The sequence below is a fragment of the Enterobacter sp. NFIX59 genome, from assembly GCF_900113755.1.
In the GTDB taxonomy this organism is placed as follows: Bacteria; Pseudomonadota; Gammaproteobacteria; order Enterobacterales; family Enterobacteriaceae; genus Enterobacter; species Enterobacter pseudoroggenkampii.
This window is the reverse complement of sequence record NZ_FOQN01000010.1, coordinates 66,750-83,316: the sequence shown is the minus strand read 5'-3', so window position 1 is coordinate 83,316 and position 16,567 is coordinate 66,750. Positions and strand designations below refer to the sequence as shown.

Below are 16,567 nucleotides of genomic sequence, written 5' to 3'. Positions count from 1 at the left end.
CTTGCATGTGTTAGGCCTGCCGCCAGCGTTCAATCTGAGCCATGATCAAACTCTTCAATTTAAGTTTGATGCTCGTGAATTAAACTTCGTAATGAATTACGTATGTTCACTCAGAGACTTGGTATTCATTTATTGTCCGAAGACATTAAGAATCCATGTCACTTTGAGTGCCCACACAGATTGTCTGATAAATTGTTAAAGAGCAGTGCCGCTTCGTTTTCGCTGCGGCGCGGGGTGTGCATATTACGCTTTCCCGCTTCAGAGTCAAGCGTTTATTTTCGCTATTCTCTGCTGACCCGGCGGCGTGTGTGCCGTTGTTCCGTGTCAGTGGAGGCGCATTATAGGGAGTTATTCTGAAGTGACAAGCACAAAATACAAAAAACTTTTCGTTCGCTCACTTTTCAAACTTAACGCTTATTTATGTCGCGAATCGCCCGTTAAATGTGCGATTTCTCGCGCAAAACTGGCTACCTGCGACCAGTCGGTATAAACCACTTCTTTACGCGTGTCGGTTTCGCCCCCCGTCATCTTCATAATAAGACGGATCATAAAGCGGTCATACCAGCGGTAGCGAGGGTAGCGCAGCGCGCCGGCAAAGACAGCGCACAGTTCAGGCTGCCACGGCGAGCTGAGTAAAAACTTGCGCGTGTAGCTGTTGGTCTGCGGCGTGCGCTTCTCGGGTTTACGCGCGACCAGATTGACCGAGTAAAATGCACCGGGCAGTTTATTGAGCACCGCCGTGTGCTTTTTCACAAAACGATCCAGCGCCGGATGGAAATGCCCGTAACGAATAGATGCACCAATTACCACGCGGTCGTAATCCTGCCAGCTTATCTGCTCAGCACGGTTTAGGTTCACCACATCCGAGTAAATCCCCAGCTCTTTTAATTCAGATGCCAGATACGCGGCAATCTCACGCGTTTGCCCGTCTCGCGTAGAGAAAAGAATCAGTGTTTTCATCAACGGCTCCTTACTCGCGCCAGAATGTAGGGGTGAACAGCACCAGCAGCGTAAAGACCTCAAGACGACCAAACAGCATATTGGCGATGAGGATCCATTTCGCGACCGGGTTCATACTGGCAAAGTTATCCGCCACAACCCCCAGGCCAGGCCCAAGGTTGTTCAATGTTGCGACAACGGAAGCAAAGGCGGAGAAATCATCCACTCCCGTCGCGATAATCGCCAGCATGCTGACGATAAAGACCAGCGCATACGCCGAGAAGAACCCCCACACCGCTTCGAGGATACGTTCCGGCAGCGCGCGGTTACCCAGCTTGATGCTGTAGACCGCGTTCGGGTGGACCAGGCGTTTCAGCTCACGGTTGCCCTGCTTGAACAGCAGCAGAATACGGATCACCTTCAGGCCACCGCCCGTCGACCCCGCACAGCCGCCGATAAACGCGGAACAGAGCAGAAGCACCGGCAGGAACAGCGGCCAGCGCGCGATGCTGTCCGTGGTAAACCCGGCGGTCGTCGCCATCGATACTACCTGGAAGAAGGCCTGGTTTAGCGTGGTCAACGCGGAGTTGTAGACATCATGGAACCACAATACCAGTGTACAGATGATCACCAGCGTCAGCTGGACGCCAATGAACATGCGGAACTCTGGGTCACGCCAGTACACCTTCAGGCTGCGCCCGCTCAGTAAAGAGAAGTGCAGGCCGTAGTTACAGCCAGAGATCAGCAGGAAAATGGCAATAATCGTGTTAATCGTTGGGCTGTCGAAGTAGCCGACGCTGGCATCGTGGGTGGAGAACCCGCCGATAGCAATCGTCGCGAAGCTGTGTCCGATGGCGTCGAAAGCGGGCATCCCGGCAAACCATAGCGCCAGCGCACAGGCCACCGTCAGTAATACATAGATAAGCCAGAGAGTTTTTGCCGTCTCGGCAATACGCGGCCGCATCTTATTGTCTTTCAGCGGCCCGGGCATTTCGGCGCGATAAAGCTGCATCCCCCCGACGCCCAGTATAGGCAGGATGGCCACCGCCAGGACGATGATCCCCATACCGCCGAACCACTGCAGCATCTGACGATAAAAGAGAATCGCGTGCGGCAGCGAATCCAGTCCTACCAGCGTCGTCGCCCCGGTCGTCGTTAAGCCGGAGAAGGATTCAAAGAAGGCATCCGTGATGCTCAGGTTAGGCTGTTCAGAGAAGATAAAGGGCAGCGAACCGACGCTCCCCAGCACCGTCCAGAACAGCACGACGATCAGAAACCCTTCGCGAGATTTCAGTTCACCTTTCTGACGACGGTTCGGCCACCACAGCAGGGAGCCGATCGCCAGCGCGACAAAGAAGGTCTGGGTAAATGCCCGCCCCGCGCCGTCCCGGTAGATAAGCGCCACCAGTCCAGGGAGAATCATCGTCCCGGAAAAGAGTATGACCAGCAGTCCAACGATTCGGGTTATGGCACGAAAATGCATCTCTGCCGCTTCCTTTGGTATTCAAAAGTGAGGTGGGGATTATTCTTCAATCGGCAGCAATTGCAACGAACCACGACTAAAATCAGCGAGTTTTGCTGAAAAAGCAGCCAGTTCCGCCTGAGGAAGCGCCACGCGTAATTGCACCATTGCCTGATATTCACTGTGTGCGATGACACCGTTAAACTGCCGCAGCAGCGCTTCAATACCCGATAGCTGGGCGTAATCGCATAATAAAGTATATTCGGTAAGCGGCGTTTTGCGGGTAGTGACCAGCATATTAAGCGCCTGCTGCACGCCCCCGCCATAGGCTTTAACCAGCCCACCGGTGCCTAACAAAATGCCGCCGTAGTAGCGCACCACCACGGCGGTTATTTCGCCCACGCCGCTGCCCATAAGCTGGGAGAGCATGGGTTTACCGGCCGTGCCCGCCGGTTCACCGTCATCGGAAAACCCCAGCTGCTGTGAATCGTCCGGCGGCCCTGCTACCCACGCCACGCAGTGGTGACGGGCGTCAGGATGCTCAGCCCGGACGGACTCGACAAACGCTTTTGCCGCCTCTACGCCGTCGGTATGCGCCAGCAGCGTAATAAAGCGGCTTTTCTTGATTTCCTCAACAAAGGTGACCGGTTCAGCCGGTATTAGCCAGCTTTCCATCAGGCCAGCTTCAGGTCTCGCGTCATATTCTCGATACCGTTTTCGTGAATCACCACGTTATCTTCGATACGAATACCGCCAAACGGCTTCAGCGCGTCAATTTTTTCCCAGTTGAAGTGCTTGCTGAACTGGCCTTCACGCCACGGCGCCAACAGGGATTCGATAAAGTAGATCCCCGGTTCAATCGTCAGCACCATGCGCGGTTCCAGAATGCGGGTGCAGCGCAGGTAAGGATATTTAGACGGTGCCGCCAGGTGCGTACCGGTATCATCCTGCATAAAGCCCGCAACGTCGTGAACCTGCAGGCCCAGCGGATGGCCGATACCGTGCGGCATGAATGGCCCGGTCAGATCGTTCTCGACCATCGCCTCTTCGCTCATGTCTTTCACAATCTGGTGCTTACGCAGCAGTTTGGCGATGCGCTGATGGAACTGGATGTGGTAATCCACATAGCTGGTGCCCGCCTTCATGGTGGCAATCAGCGCCAGCTGTTCATCGTTCACGTCTTTGATCAGCTGCGCGAACTCGGTGTCCGCATTCGCCGCCCAGGTGCGGGTCAGGTCGGCCGCGTAGCCGTTGTACTCTGCCCCTGCGTCCAGCAGGAAGCTGCGCATTTCCGACGGAACCTGGTGATCCAGTTTGGTGTAGTGAAGCACAGACGCGTGCTCGTTCAGCGCGACGATATTGCTGTACGGCACGTCGGTATCACGGTGGCCTGTCGCGGTCAGATAGGCCTGATTGATGTCGAACTCGCTCATCCCCGACTGGAACGCTTCATGCGCCGCACGGTGACCATTCACCGCCGTTTTTTGCGCTTCACGCATGCAGTAAAGTTCATAGTCGGTTTTATATGCGCGGTAATAGTGCAGATAATCCAGCACCCCTTTCGGATTGAGTTTGTCTGCCGGAATATCCAGACTCAGCGCACGCTCCGGAACAGGGCCAATGTAGCCGATGTTGCCGCGCGCGGCAGGCAGTTGGCTGCCAATACCGTCCGCTTTCGGCAGCGCAATGACCTCTATCTCTTCCGTCCAGAAAGAGGCCGGCAGCGGTTCTACGTTGTGCCAGTAATCGACCGGCAGGTAGAACCACAGTTTCGGTTTGTTCACGCCATCCACCAGCAGCCAGCAATTTGGAACCTGCGTCACCGGTACCCAGGCTTTAAACTGCGGGTTCACCTTAAACGGATAAGCGTGGTCATCCAGAAAGGTATTCATCAGCTCGCCGGAGTGGATCAGCAGCGCATCCAGCTTAAAGCGGGCCAGTACATCGCGGGTACGTTCTTGTAGGGTAACGATATGATTTTTATAAAGCGAAGCCAGTGAGTCCATCATTCTTCCTTTCGTTTTTTTGACCTCAAGTCATCGCATCTTAGCACACCTCACTCCGGCTGCGTGATTTCCACCGACCGTGATCAATGCAGCATTTTCTTAATGAGTAATTTGCATTTTATTAACATAAATCCCACACTCCGATTCATCTGGTATGACCAGATCCAATTGCTGGATTCAGGAGACTGACATGCTCTACAAAGGCGACACCCTGTACCTCAACTGGCTGGAAGATGGCATTGCCGAACTGGTGTTCGATGCCCCCGGCTCAGTGAACAAGCTTGATACCGCGACGGTGGCCAGTCTTGGCCAGGCGCTGGATGTTCTTGAAAAACAACCTGAATTAAAAGGGCTGCTGCTGCGTTCGAACAAAGCGGCCTTTATCGTCGGTGCCGATATCACCGAGTTCCTTTCGCTGTTCCTGGTCCCGGAAGAACAGCTGAGCCAGTGGCTGCACTTTGCCAACAGCGTCTTTAATCGTCTGGAAGATCTGCCTGTCCCGACCATTTCCGCCGTTAACGGCTATGCACTGGGCGGCGGCTGCGAGTGCGTGCTGGCGACAGACTATCGCCTGGCGACACCGGACCTGCGCATCGGCCTGCCGGAAACCAAGCTGGGCATCATGCCGGGCTTTGGCGGCTCCGTCCGTATGCCGCGCATGCTGGGTGCCGACAGCGCGCTGGAGATCATTGCCGCAGGTAAAGACGTCGGCGCAGAACAGGCGCAGAAAATCGGCCTGGTCGACGGCGTTGTGAAACCTGAGAAGCTGGTTGAAGGTGCTGTCGCCATTCTGCGTCAGGCGATTAACGGCGATCTCGACTGGAAAGCCAAACGCCAGCCGAAGCTGGAACCGTTAAAACTCAGCAAGATTGAAGCCACCATGAGCTTCACCATCGCCAAAGGCATGGTGATGCAGACGGCGGGTAAACACTACCCGGCGCCAATCACGGCGGTGAAAACCATTGAAGCGGCTGCCCGTCTCGGACGCGATGACGCGCTGAAGCTCGAAAATCAGAGCTTTGTCCCGCTGGCGCACACCAATGAAGCCCGCGCGCTGGTCGGTATCTTCCTTAACGATCAGTTCGTGAAAGGCAAAGCCAAACAGCTGACCAAAAACGTTGAGACGCCAAAACATGCGGCGGTACTCGGCGCGGGCATTATGGGTGGCGGCATCGCTTACCAGTCGGCCTGGAAAGGCGTGCCGGTAGTGATGAAAGACATCAGCGAGAAATCCCTGACGCTGGGCATGACCGAAGCGGCCAAGCTGCTGAATAAACAGCTGGAACGCGGAAAAATTGACGGGCTGAAGCTTGCAGGCGTGATCTCCACCATTCAGCCCGTGCTGGAATACAGCGGTTTCGACCGTGTCGACGTGGTGGTCGAAGCCGTCGTCGAGAACCCGAAAGTTAAAAAAGCGGTGCTGGCGGAAACGGAAGACAAGGTTCGCCCGGATACCGTGCTGGCCTCTAACACCTCCACCATTCCAATCAGCGAACTGGCGAGCGTGCTGAAGCGTCCGGAAAACTTCTGCGGTATGCACTTCTTCAACCCGGTACACCGTATGCCGCTGGTCGAAGTGATCCGTGGGGAAAAAACCTCCGACGAAACCATCGCTAAAGTGGTGGCATGGGCAAGCAAGATGGGCAAAACGCCGATCGTCGTTAACGATTGTCCGGGCTTCTTCGTCAACCGCGTGCTGTTCCCTTATTTCGCCGGTTTTAGCCAGCTGCTGCGCGACGGCGCGGACTTCCGCAAAATCGACAAAGTGATGGAAAAACAGTTCGGCTGGCCGATGGGACCGGCGTATCTGCTGGACGTTGTGGGCATTGATACCGCCCACCACGCCCAGGCGGTAATGGCGGCAGGCTTCCCGCAGCGCATGCAGAAAGACTATCGCGACGCGATTGACGCGCTGTTCGACGCTAACCGCTTCGGTCAGAAAAACGGTCTGGGCTTCTGGCGTTATAAAGAAGACAGCAAGGGCAAACCGAAGAAAGAAGAAGACGCGGCGGTGGATAGCCTGCTGGCCGATGTCAGTCAGCCGAAACGCGACTTCACCGACGATGAGATCATCGCCCGCATGATGATTCCGATGATCAACGAAGTGGTGCGTTGCCTCGAAGAAGGCATCATCGCCAGCCCTGCAGAAGCCGATATGGCGCTGGTATACGGCCTGGGCTTCCCTCCGTTCCACGGCGGCGCGTTCCGCTGGCTGGACACGCTCGGTAGCGCCCGCTATCTCGATATGGCTCAGCAGTATCAGCACCTCGGCCCGCTGTATGAAGTGCCGGAAGGGCTGCGTAACAAAGCGCGCCATAACGAACCCTACTATCCAGCAGTTGAGCCAGCCCGTCCGGTTGGCGAACTGAAAACGGCTTAAGGAGTCACAATGGAAAAGGTTGTCATTGTTGATGCGATTCGCACCCCGATGGGCCGTTCAAAAGGCGGTGCATTCCGTAACGTGCGTGCGGAAGACCTCTCCGCGCACCTGATGCGTAGCCTGCTGGCGCGTAACCCGGCGCTGGATCCTGCTGCGCTGGACGATATCTACTGGGGCTGCGTGCAGCAGACCCTGGAGCAAGGCTTTAACATCGCCCGCAACGCGTCGCTGCTGGCGGAGATCCCACATTCAGTTCCGGCCGTCACCGTGAACCGCCTGTGCGGTTCGTCAATGCAGGCGCTGCACGACGCGGCGCGCATGATCATGACCGGCGATGCGCAGGCCTGCCTGGTGGGCGGCGTTGAGCACATGGGCCACGTGCCGATGAGCCACGGGGTCGATTTCCACCCGGGGATGAGCCGTAACGTGGCGAAAGCCGCGGGGATGATGGGTCTGACCGCCGAGATGCTTTCTCGTCTGCACGGCATCAGCCGTGAAATGCAGGATGCCTTTGCCGCGCGCTCTCACGCTCGCGCATGGGCGGCGACACAGTCCGGTGCCTTTAAGAATGAGATCATCCCGACCGGCGGTCACGACGCAGACGGCGTTCTGAAGCAGTTCAGCTACGACGAAGTCATCCGCCCGGAAACCACGGTCGAAGCGCTGTCTACCCTGCGCCCGGCGTTTGATCCGGTCACCGGTACGGTCACGGCGGGAACGTCGTCCGCCCTGTCCGACGGTGCCGCGGCGATGCTGGTGATGAGCGAAAGCCGCGCCCGCGAGCTGGGCTTAACCCCTCGCGCTCGGGTACGTTCGATGGCGGTTGTGGGCTGCGATCCTTCAATCATGGGCTACGGCCCGGTTCCGGCCTCGAAGCTGGCGCTGAAAAAAGCGGGCTTAACCGCCAGCGACATCGATCTGTTCGAGATGAACGAAGCGTTCGCCGCGCAGATCCTGCCATGCATTAAAGATCTGGGGCTGATGGATCAGATCGACGAGAAGATTAACCTCAACGGCGGCGCGATCGCCCTCGGTCACCCGCTGGGCTGCTCCGGTGCGCGCATCAGCACGACGCTGATCAACCTGATGGAACGCAAAGATGCCCAGTTTGGTCTGGCAACGATGTGTATCGGGCTGGGTCAGGGTATCGCGACGGTGTTTGAGAGAGTGTAGGTCTAATACGTAGGCCCGATAAGCATCGCGCCATCGGGCTTTTGCCGGGAGGCGCTGCGCTTTCCCGGCCTACGAGAGGTACCTCGCCGCCAGTGGCGTCACTGGCGAAGAGAGAGAGTTTAGTTGCCGTTCTTCCCGCCTGTCAGGGCGGGTTTTTTATTTAAATGAAGGCAAACGCATCGCCAAACAGGCGGTCTTCACGCGCATCACGTTCGTTACAGAACAGATCGCGGGCGATTTTCGCCATCTCGAAACGGCCAGCGATATAGATATCGTGCCCAGCCAGCGTACCGTGATCCTGCAGCACCGCCGTCAGCACCGTACCGCTACGCCCGCGCCAGCCCTCTTCCGGCTGCTCAACCACCGGCTCAATGCGCAGGTTAGGATGGGTGACGCTCAGCGCTTCCAGTTCAGACAGATCGTACAGATGTTTCTCTTCGCGGCCACCCCAGTAAATGGTGATGTCACGGTCCGGGTTACGCGCCAGTGCGGTCAACAGAATGGAGCGCACGTAGGAGAAGCCTGTACCGCCAGCGATCAGGATCAGCGGACGGTCTTCGTCATCGCGCAGCCACGCATCACCGTGCGGAATATCCACCACGATTTCACGTTCCTTCAGGATGCGATCCATCACCGCCATCGCATACAGGTTAAGCTCTGACGCACCAATATGAAGCTCAATAAATTCCTGCTCCGCCGGCGTTGAGGCCATAGAGAAAGGACGCTTATCACGCTCATCCATCACAACCATCAGGTACTGACCCGCGCGGAAAGAGAATGGCGCTTCTGGCACTAAACGGACGCGATATACGGTGTCGGTGATGGCATCTACCGAGGTCACTTTACAGCTTAAGGTTGTCATTCGCTCTCTCTGTCGGGAAGTCTATAGGGCTTAACGGTCAGCTCAGGGTTTACCGTTATTCATTATGGCCAGCTCGTCCCAGATCGCGTCAATGCGCGCGGTCACAGCAGGATCTTTTTTGATCGGGCGACCCCATTCACGGTCGGTTTCGCCAGGCCATTTATTTGTGGCATCCAGTCCCATCTTTGAGCCAAGACCGGAAACCGGCGAGGCAAAATCCAGGTAATCTATCGGCGTGTTTTCGACTAACACCGTATCGCGCGCCGGGTCCATTCGCGTGGTAATGGCCCAGATTACGTCATTCCAGTCGCGGGCGTTAACGTCATCATCGCAGACAATAACAAATTTGGTATACATAAACTGGCGCAGGAAAGACCACACGCCCATCATCACGCGTTTAGCATGACCTGGATACTGCTTCTTCATCGTGACCACCGCCATGCGATACGAGCATCCTTCAGGCGGCAGATAAAAATCAACTATTTCCGGGAACTGCTTTTGCAGGATCGGCACAAACACTTCATTCAGCGCCACGCCCAGCACCGCCGGTTCGTCCGGTGGGCGTCCGGTATACGTGGAGTGATAAATCGCATCTTCACGCTGCGTAATGTGCGTCACGGTAAACACCGGGAAGTTATCCACTTCATTGTAATAGCCGGTGTGGTCGCCGTAAGGGCCTTCTGGCGCCATTTCACCCTGCTCAAGGTAACCCTCCAGCACAATTTCTGCACTGGCCGGAACTTCGAGATCGTTAGAAATACACTTCACGACTTCGGTTTTCGTTCCGCGCAGCAGGCCTGCAAACGCATATTCAGAAAGGGTATCCGGCACGGGGGTGACGGCTCCCAGAATGGTGGCCGGATCGGCGCCTAAAGCGACAGACACCGGGAAACGCTCCCCCGGATGCGCAGCGCACCACTCCTGGAAATCCAGCGCGCCGCCGCGATGCGACAGCCAGCGCATGATGAGTTTATTCTTGCCAATCAACTGCTGGCGGTAAATACCGAGGTTTTGCCGCTCTTTGTGAGGGCCGCGCGTAACGGTGAGCCCCCAGGTGATCAGCGGCGCAGCATCTTCCGGCCAGCACTGCATGATAGGGATTTTAGTCAAATCAACCGCATCGCCTTCCAGCACCTTCTGCTGGCACGGCGCGCCGCGCAGGCGTTTAGTGGGCATGTTCAGCACCTGCTTAAACTGCGGCAGTTTGTCGAACAGATCGCGGAAGCCTTTCGGTGGCTCCGGCTCTTTCAGAAACGCCAGCAGCTTACCGACTTCACGCAGCGCCGTGACGTCTTCCTGCCCCATCCCCAGTGCGACGCGACGCGGTGTACCAAACAGGTTGCACAGCACCGGCATGGAGTACCCTTTCGGATTTTCAAACAGTAACGCGGGGCCACCGGCACGCAGGGTGCGGTCAGCAATTTCTGTCATCTCCAGATAAGGATCAACAGGAAGTGTAATACGTTTGAGTTCACCCTGCTTTTCCAGCAGCGTCAGGAAGTCGCGGAGATCGTGGTATTTCATGCAGTTAATCATGGCCTCTCTGTAAGCGCTTCATTATACGGCGTAAGCCTGCTTGATGCTGTAATTTTGTTAAATTAGCGTGAAGTTATGCGTTCTGTCCCATTTTCGCCCATTATAATCAACTTAGCGATCCCGCCAGGGTTTTGATATGCTTGCGCCCCGAACTAAGGGAAAGAGTGATTATGCAGGCCTGGTATTTACTGTATTGCAAACGCGGGCAACTTCAGCGCGCGCAGGAACATCTTGAACGTCAGTCTGTAAATTGCCTGACACCCGTGATCACGCTTGAAAAAATGCAGCGCGGGAAGCGCACAACCGTCAGTGAGCCGTTGTTCCCGAACTACCTGTTCGTGGAGTTCGACCCGGAAGTCATCCACACCACCACCATCAGCGCCACGCGTGGCGTCAGCCACTTCGTTCGTTTTGGTGCTCACCCGGCAACGGTTCCGTCGACGGTCATTCATCAGCTGTCGATTTATCAACAGCCTGAAGGGATCACCGACCCCGAAACCCCTTACACGGGCGATAGCGTCGTAATTACCGAAGGCGCTTTCGAAGGTCTGCAGGCGATTTTTGCCGAGCCGGACGGAGAAGCGCGCTCTATGCTGTTGCTCAATCTGCTGAACAAGCAGGTGCTGCAGAGCGTTAAAAACACCGACTTCCGCAAACTTTAAACGTTTATTCCGAACAGATTACGCACGTTGTTATCCGTCTGCGCCGAAAGCCAGTGCGGATCCTCTCCGCGCCACTTCGCAACGCTCTCAACAATGTGCCCCAGATACGCGGGCTCATTTCGCCGCGATGCCGGTTTGGGTTTCATATCGCGCGGTAGCAGATAGGGCGCATCGGTTTCAAGGAGCAACCGGTAAGCCGGGATCGCTGGCAACAGCTCCCGAAGTTCGAGCCCGCGACGCTCATCGCAAACCCAGCCAGTAACACCCAGATAAAGCCCTCGCTTCAGGCAATCCAGTGCTTCCTGTCGTGAACCGGTAAAGCAGTGGAGTACCGCGCCGGGCAGTTTCTCCAGCCACGGATCCAGAAGTGCCAGGAAACGCTCATGCGCGTCGCGGCAGTGCATAAATACGGGCATTCCAAGCTCTGCCGCCAGCGCAAGCTGGGCAGTGAATGCTTTTTCCTGCTCTTCAGGCGTGGAAAAGTTACGGTTGAAATCGAGACCGCATTCGCCGATCGCTACCACTTCTGGCGTCTTCGCCAGCCTGTACAGGGTGTCGCCACTTTCCGGGGTCCACTGGCTACTGTCGTGAGGATGTACACCAGCAGTAGACCAACAGCGATCGTAGCGTTGCGCCAGCTGCTGCGCCTGCTCGCTCTCATGCAGGTTGGTGCCCGTCAGCAGCAGCCCTTTCACCCCGGCAGCAAACGCGCGCGCAACCACCTCATCACGATCTTTCGCAAACTGCGAGCTGGTCAGATTGAGTCCGATATCAAACATGCAAATCCCCATATAACAACCGCCCTGACGGGCGGCTGGTTTTACTCTTCAGTGGTCTTGTCGGACGTATCGTCTTCGTCATCCGCTCGACGTCCTTTACCCACGTAGAAACGCGAGAAGAATACGCCGACCTCAAACAGACAGTACATCGGTATGGCCAGCAGCGTCTGCGAGAACACGTCCGGCGGTGTCAGCAGCATGCCGACCACAAAGGCGCCCACCAGGATATACGGACGCTTCTTACGCAGGTCATCCGGGGTTGTTACCCCTACCCAGCAAAGCAGCACAATGGCCACCGGCACTTCGAATGCCACGCCGAACGCCATAAACAGCGCCATCACAAAGCTGAGGTAGCTGGCGATATCCGTCGACACCTGGACCCCTTCCGGCGCGGTATGCGTCAGGAAGCCGAAGGCCAGCGGGAAGACAACGAAATAGGCAAACGCCATGCCGATATAGAACAGCAGCGAACTAGACACCAGCAGCGGGATCACCAGCTTACGTTCGTGTTTATACAGCGCTGGCGCCACAAACGCCCACACCTGATAAAGAATGACCGGCGCTGAGGCAATCAACGACACCCAGAAGGTCAGCTTGATGGGGGTAAAGAACGGAGAAGCAACGTCTGTTGCAATCATCGTTGCGCCCAGCGGCATCTGCTTAATCAGCGGTGCAGAGACCACCTGATAGATATCGTTGGCAAAATAGACCAGGCACAGGAATATGAGTAAAACCGCAATAATGCAGTTTAACAGGCGCTTACGCAGCTCAATGAGGTGCGCAATCAGCGGTTGAGTATCATCTACTGCCATGTTTACGCTTTATCACTCGACGAGGGGGATGATTCGGAAACGGACGCAGCGGGCTTCACTTCCGCCGTTTTTGCCACCGGCTCTTCCGGCTGCACCTGTTTTTTCACTTCGGTTTCCTGCGGCGTCTGTTCTGGCGCGGCAGCCTGATGTTCTGCGCTGGCAGGCGTTACGCCCTCGCGCTGCTCCTCGCTGCCCTTCACCACCGGGTTATGGATGGTGTTCGCTTCATCGCTCGCTTTTTCAGGATCGTTAACGCTGTAGGAGCGCTTCATGGATTCCGCCGCTTCGCGCAGCTCATCCATTGACGCTTTCAGTTCCGGCGTCAGGTTATCCATGCTCGCCTTCTCGACCTTTTTAAGGCTTTCCTGAAATTCCTGCAGCTTAAGCTCCTGCGCCAGCTCATTCTGAACGGTCGATGCCAGCGATCTCAGCGCACGAACCCAGCCCGCAACGGTCTTCACTGCCACCGGCAGACGCTGCGGCCCCAGCACAATCAGGCCAATCACAAAGACCAGCAGGAGCTCACTAAAACCAATGTCGAACACGACTTACACCTGCTCTTTATCGTGGCGTTTAGCGTCTTCCTTTTTGGCTTCTTCCTGCTTATCGGCGATGGACTTAGCAGTAAAATCAGCGTCCTGGCTGGTTTTATCCTGCTTGCTCTCATCATCGCTCATCGCTTTCTTGAAGCCTTTGATAGACGCGCCCAGGTCGGAACCAATAGAACCGAGCTTTTTGGTGCCAAACAGCAGCACGACGATGACGGCAATGATCAACAATTGCCAGATACTGATACCACCCATACATGTTCCTCAGGGATAGATGATTAATTAGTCAGGTCGCATTATACGTATGCGACCCGTCGATAGCGACGCAAACTCAGCGCGTTTTTCGCCATCCGGCAAGCCAGACAACCACCCCGGCGGCCATCAGCCAGGCGGGCATCATCTGCCAGTCCGGACGGTTGATCAGCAGCAGCGTACCGCTCAACAGCAGCGTTGCGCCAATCCCAAAGAGATAGCGTGACTGGCCCTGGCGAACCCGGCTGGACTGAAGCTCGCGGGCGATTTTATCCATGCTGTGCTGAAGGTTCTTGCTCTGACGCAAACTGTCATAAACCAGTTCAGGAATTTCAGGCATTTTTTCTATCCAGAACGGGCCTTTCTCTTTCAGCGAGCGCACCAGCGCCGGAATACCAACCTGATCCTTAATCCAGGACTCAAGGAAAGGTTTCGCGGTCTTCCACAAGTCTAACTGAGGATAGAGCTGTCGGCCTACACCCTCAACGTAAAGTAATGTTTTCTGAAGTAAAACTAGCTGTGGCTGAACTTCCATATTAAAGCGGCGAGCCGTGTTGAACAGGTTTAACAGCACGTGCCCGAAGGAGATTTCCGCCAGCGGTTTTTCAAAAATCGGTTCACAAACGGTCCGGATCGCGAACTCGAACTCCTCGACGTTGGTGTCCGGCGGCACCCAGCCTGAATCGACGTGCAGCTCGGCCACCTTACGGTAGTCGCGGTTGAAGAACGCGATGAAGTTCTCAGCCAGATACCGTTTATCTTCCTTGTTCAGTGACCCCACAATCCCGCAGTCGATACCGATGTACTTCGGATCCTCAGGGTGTTCGTAGCTCACGAAGATATTGCCCGGATGCATGTCCGCATGGAAAAAGCTGTCGCGGAACACCTGGGTAAAGAAGACCTGTACCCCACGCTCGGCCAACAGCTTCATGTTCGTTCCCTGCTTCTCCAGGGCCACCACATCCGAAACCGGAATACCGTAGATTCGCTCCATCACCATCATGTTCTGGCTGCAGTAGTCAGAATAGACTTCAGGGACATAGAGCATCGGGCTGTTTTCAAAGTTGCGACGCAGCTGAATGGCGTTTGCCGATTCGCGCAGCAGGTTAAGCTCATCAATCAGCGTTTTTTCATATTCCCGCACCACTTCCAGTGGACGAAGGCGACGCCCGTCCGGCAGCAAGCGTGGTACCCAGCGCGCCAGACGATAAATCAGCTTCATGTCTGCTTTGATGATGGGCAGGATGTCCGGACGAATGACCTTAATAACAACTTCTTTGCCGTTTTCTTTCAGACGCGCGGTATGCACCTGCGCGATAGAGGCCGATGCCAGTGGGTGAATGTCGAAATCGTCAAACCAGGTCTCGACGGGTACATTTCCCATCGCCTCTTCAATTTGCTTTTTCGCGCGCGCGCCGTCAAACGGTGCGACGCGGTCCTGCAGCATCGCGAGCTCATCGGCAATAAGCGGCGGGAAGAGATCGCGGCGGGTCGACAACATCTGTCCGAATTTAATCCAAACCGGACCGAGCTCCTGCAGCGCGAGACGCAGACGCTCACCCAGCGGTTGACCTTTATGGCGATTGGGCATCCAGAACAGCATCCGCCGCCAGATACGAAGCGGCAGCGTGATACGCATTTTGGGGATAAGCTCGTCGAGCCCGTAGCTCAAAAAGGTGCGAATAATAAAATAGAGGCGCCGAATTTCACCAGGCGTCATTTGCCCTCCAGTTTTTCCAGCCGTTTGGTTAACGCATCAACCGCACGTTCAACAGCAGCGGTCTCTTCCGCAAACCACGCCACTTCCAATGGCCCGGGCGCCATTCGCCACTCCTCCGTCAGCACTTCCGCCGCATAGCGTTGCTGACGATGCAGGCTTTTACGCGCAAAGGAGGCGCCACCATGAAGGACTTTCCCGATGCCTTCGGCGGCGATGTCTCCGATAAAAGGCGCGAGCAGCTCTGCCGGGTCGAACTCCGCAAGATCGGTGAGCGCAACGAAGTTCTGCACGACCTGAATGTCGCCTTCTACTTCCAGCTCACCGCTGCGGATAAGCGCCGTTAATTGCTGGCGATCGCGCAGTTTTGGCAGCACGCTCATGTGCGTGATGACCGAGCAGTCGGCTTCACCTTCCCACTCCCCCAGTACGTCAAGCTGGCGTTCGCTGAAGACCAGTACAAGCGGCGTCGATAACTCTTTTAAAACAATGCGCAATACCTTCCCGTTTAGCCGCTGACGCGCAGCTTTCAGCGCCGGAGCGCGATACAGGAAAGCATTCAGTACATTCTCGATGCCTGCGGAGACTAAGGGTTTAAAGGGCACGGGACACCTCCACTCAGAATTTGTAACCGCGATGCAGCGCGACGACACCCGCCGTCAGGTTGAAATATTCAACGTTCTCAAATTCTGCATCCTGCATCATGGCTTTTAGGGTGTCCTGATCCGGGTGCATACGAATAGATTCCGCCAGATAGCGGTAACTTTCCGCATCATTCGCCACCAACTCACCGATGCGCGGCAGCACGTGGAAGGAATAGGCGTCGTAGGCTTTGCTCAGCGGCTCAATGATCGGTTTGGAGAACTCGAGCACCAGCAGACGTCCACCCGGCTTCAGCACGCGGTACATGGAGCGCAGCGCTTTTTCTTTGTCGGTTACGTTACGCAGACCGAAGGAGATCGTGATGCAGTCAAAGGTATTGTCCGGGAACGGCAGCGCTTCGGCGTTTGCCTGAACATATTCCACATTCCCCACCACGCCGATGTTACGCAGCTTTTCGCGGCCCATTTTCAGCATGGAGTCATTAATATCGGCAAGAACAACGCGACCGGTTTCGCCCACCAGACGGGAGAATTTCGCGGTTAAATCGCCCGTACCGCCGGCTAAATCCAGCACCGTTTGTCCGCGACGCACGCCGCTACAGTCAATGGTGAAGCGCTTCCACAAGCGATGAATGCCGAACGACATCAGGTCATTCATCACATCGTACTTCGCCGCCACGGAATGAAATACGTGGGCCACCATGTCAGCTTTCTGCGCTTTGGCGACAGTCTGAAAGCCAAAGTGCGTTGTGTCTTGTGAATCGTCAGCCATCTTAGAGCCTGCTTATCAGTAAAATGTTCGTGAAGTGTAACAGATTGGGCGCGTTTGCCCTACGT

At 55.9% G+C, this 16,567-nt stretch carries 16 protein-coding genes; 3 read left to right on the top strand and 13 right to left on the bottom strand.

The annotated features are described in order from the left end of the window. Nucleotides 1–414 precede the first annotated feature (414 nt). The 4 genes from hemG to pepQ are packed head-to-tail and all read right to left on the bottom strand — an operon-like array spanning nucleotide 415 to nucleotide 4,407. The gene (gene hemG, locus BM007_RS21860; protein ID WP_090420969.1) at nucleotides 415–960 is read right to left on the bottom strand and encodes a menaquinone-dependent protoporphyrinogen IX dehydrogenase; all 546 of its coding nucleotides are present in this window, start codon (nucleotides 958–960) and stop codon (nucleotides 415–417) included. 10 nt (nucleotides 961–970) lie between these two features. Continuing rightward, on the bottom strand, nucleotides 971–2,422 hold the full coding sequence (trkH, locus tag BM007_RS21855; protein WP_023309600.1) for a Trk system potassium transporter TrkH: 1,452 nt from the start codon (nucleotides 2,420–2,422) through the stop codon (nucleotides 971–973). Between the two features lie 39 nt (nucleotides 2,423–2,461). Then, on the bottom strand, nucleotides 2,462–3,076 hold the full coding sequence (locus BM007_RS21850; RefSeq protein WP_024908007.1) for an IMPACT family protein: 615 nt from the start codon (nucleotides 3,074–3,076) through the stop codon (nucleotides 2,462–2,464). Next, entirely contained in the window at nucleotides 3,076–4,407 is a 1,332-nt protein-coding gene (gene pepQ, locus BM007_RS21845; protein ID WP_090420966.1) for a Xaa-Pro dipeptidase, read from the bottom strand. Before pepQ ends, BM007_RS21850 begins: the two co-directional genes overlap by 1 nt. Before the next feature lie 190 nt (nucleotides 4,408–4,597). Here pepQ and fadB point away from each other — a divergent pair, with 190 nt between their 5' ends. Both fadB and fadA read left to right on the top strand, forming a co-directional pair. After that, complete coding sequence (gene fadB, locus BM007_RS21835) at nucleotides 4,598–6,787, top strand: fatty acid oxidation complex subunit alpha FadB (RefSeq protein WP_090420963.1); 2,190 nt, start codon at nucleotides 4,598–4,600, stop codon at nucleotides 6,785–6,787. Nucleotides 6,788–6,796: 9 nt separating this feature from the next. Further along, nucleotides 6,797–7,960: an acetyl-CoA C-acyltransferase FadA gene (fadA, locus tag BM007_RS21830; RefSeq protein ID WP_090420960.1), complete on the top strand. Its 1,164-nt coding sequence runs from the start codon at nucleotides 6,797–6,799 to the stop codon at nucleotides 7,958–7,960. Between the two features lie 160 nt (nucleotides 7,961–8,120). Here the strand turns inward: fadA and fre are convergent, their stop codons facing one another. Together fre and ubiD are read right to left on the bottom strand one after the other, a co-directional pair. Beyond that, the gene (fre, locus tag BM007_RS21825) at nucleotides 8,121–8,822 is read right to left on the bottom strand and encodes an NAD(P)H-flavin reductase (RefSeq protein WP_008501516.1); all 702 of its coding nucleotides are present in this window, start codon (nucleotides 8,820–8,822) and stop codon (nucleotides 8,121–8,123) included. Nucleotides 8,823–8,864: 42 nt separating this feature from the next. Then, the gene (gene ubiD / locus BM007_RS21820; RefSeq protein ID WP_162269347.1) at nucleotides 8,865–10,355 is read right to left on the bottom strand and encodes a 4-hydroxy-3-polyprenylbenzoate decarboxylase; all 1,491 of its coding nucleotides are present in this window, start codon (nucleotides 10,353–10,355) and stop codon (nucleotides 8,865–8,867) included. A gap of 173 nt (nucleotides 10,356–10,528) precedes the next feature. On the opposite strand from ubiD, the gene rfaH reads away from it, so the two are divergent. Further along, nucleotides 10,529–11,020 carry a transcription/translation regulatory transformer protein RfaH gene (rfaH, locus tag BM007_RS21815; RefSeq protein ID WP_023309605.1) on the top strand — a complete coding sequence of 164 codons (492 nt, stop codon included), beginning with the start codon at nucleotides 10,529–10,531 and terminating at the stop codon, nucleotides 11,018–11,020. Here the strand turns inward: rfaH and tatD are convergent. The 7 genes from tatD to ubiE all read right to left on the bottom strand — a co-directional run bounded on the left by tatD (nucleotide 11,017) and on the right by ubiE (nucleotide 16,502). Beyond that, the gene (gene tatD / locus BM007_RS21810) at nucleotides 11,017–11,799 is read right to left on the bottom strand and encodes a 3'-5' ssDNA/RNA exonuclease TatD (protein ID WP_090420957.1); all 783 of its coding nucleotides are present in this window, start codon (nucleotides 11,797–11,799) and stop codon (nucleotides 11,017–11,019) included. The two genes, rfaH and tatD, sit on opposite strands and share 4 nt — an antisense overlap. A gap of 41 nt (nucleotides 11,800–11,840) precedes the next feature. After that, nucleotides 11,841–12,611: a Sec-independent protein translocase subunit TatC gene (gene tatC / locus BM007_RS21805; protein ID WP_032646063.1), complete on the bottom strand. Its 771-nt coding sequence runs from the start codon at nucleotides 12,609–12,611 to the stop codon at nucleotides 11,841–11,843. A gap of 2 nt (nucleotides 12,612–12,613) precedes the next feature. Beyond that, the gene (gene tatB, locus BM007_RS21800) at nucleotides 12,614–13,156 is read right to left on the bottom strand and encodes a Sec-independent protein translocase protein TatB (RefSeq protein WP_024908001.1); all 543 of its coding nucleotides are present in this window, start codon (nucleotides 13,154–13,156) and stop codon (nucleotides 12,614–12,616) included. 3 nt (nucleotides 13,157–13,159) lie between these two features. Further along, nucleotides 13,160–13,414 (bottom strand): Sec-independent protein translocase subunit TatA, encoded by a 255-nt coding sequence (gene tatA / locus BM007_RS21795; RefSeq protein ID WP_024908000.1) that lies wholly within the window; start codon nucleotides 13,412–13,414, stop codon nucleotides 13,160–13,162. A 76-nt stretch (nucleotides 13,415–13,490) separates the two neighbouring features. Then, nucleotides 13,491–15,131: a ubiquinone biosynthesis regulatory protein kinase UbiB gene (ubiB, locus tag BM007_RS21790; RefSeq protein ID WP_024907999.1), complete on the bottom strand. Its 1,641-nt coding sequence runs from the start codon at nucleotides 15,129–15,131 to the stop codon at nucleotides 13,491–13,493. Further along, nucleotides 15,128–15,733, bottom strand: a complete 606-nt coding sequence (gene ubiJ, locus BM007_RS21785; RefSeq protein ID WP_061716323.1) for a ubiquinone biosynthesis protein UbiJ — start codon at nucleotides 15,731–15,733, stop codon at nucleotides 15,128–15,130. Before ubiJ ends, ubiB begins: the two co-directional genes overlap by 4 nt. 13 nt (nucleotides 15,734–15,746) lie before the next feature. Further along, on the bottom strand, nucleotides 15,747–16,502 hold the full coding sequence (gene ubiE / locus BM007_RS21780) for a bifunctional demethylmenaquinone methyltransferase/2-methoxy-6-polyprenyl-1,4-benzoquinol methylase UbiE (RefSeq protein ID WP_023309612.1): 756 nt from the start codon (nucleotides 16,500–16,502) through the stop codon (nucleotides 15,747–15,749). Nucleotides 16,503–16,567 lie beyond the last annotated feature (65 nt).